At 43.8% G+C, this 568-nt stretch carries 1 protein-coding gene; it reads right to left on the bottom strand.

Annotated elements, in window-relative coordinates:
- A partial coding sequence (locus R8N49_RS29305; RefSeq protein WP_318190719.1) for a DUF3624 family protein occupies nt 1–65 on the bottom strand: 65 nt, incomplete at its 3' end.
- Nucleotides 66–568 lie beyond the last annotated feature (503 nt).

Raw genomic sequence — 568 nt, 5'->3', positions numbered from 1 at the left:
ATGCATCGTTGACAACGACCGATCTTTTTCCAAAACCAATGTTCTTGGCAGTTACGACAAGCCATGATGTTTACCTCAATTCAACTTGCCCTAGATTAGCAGAAGATGAATAGGCTTTACCATGTGCGCTTGTTATGTGATTCGAACTCAAAAATGGAAAATTAGCTTGGATGAAATTCTGTAGCACGTAACTGGTGTATGGTGCCGCGTCAGCTAGAAAATAGGAAAAGATAATGTCGACAGAACTGAGAGTAGCACTAGGAATTGCCGGGGGATTTTTCACCATTGGGTTCACCGCGATTGTGCTAGTGAGTCGTTATGCGATGATGTAATCCATTAAACTCTAGTCCAGAAAAAAGCCTCGTATCTGCGAGGTTTTTTGTATTTGGCTTGTGAATAAAAACAAGACGTTATGATGAACAAAAAGTGTTGTATTTAAAATCGCTGATTCAGGTAGTAGAACGATTTAAGAACTACGGACTTAGATTTGAGCGGGAGGAGACAGGGTGGCCTCCGAGTCAAAGACGTCGGAGGCCGGGGGTGGAGGCTATGGGCAGGTGGGCGTAGG

Source organism: Vibrio sp. 1978, from assembly GCF_033344345.1.
The sequence above is the reverse complement of the archived record's forward strand: the minus strand, read 5'-3'. Positions and strand labels throughout refer to the sequence as shown.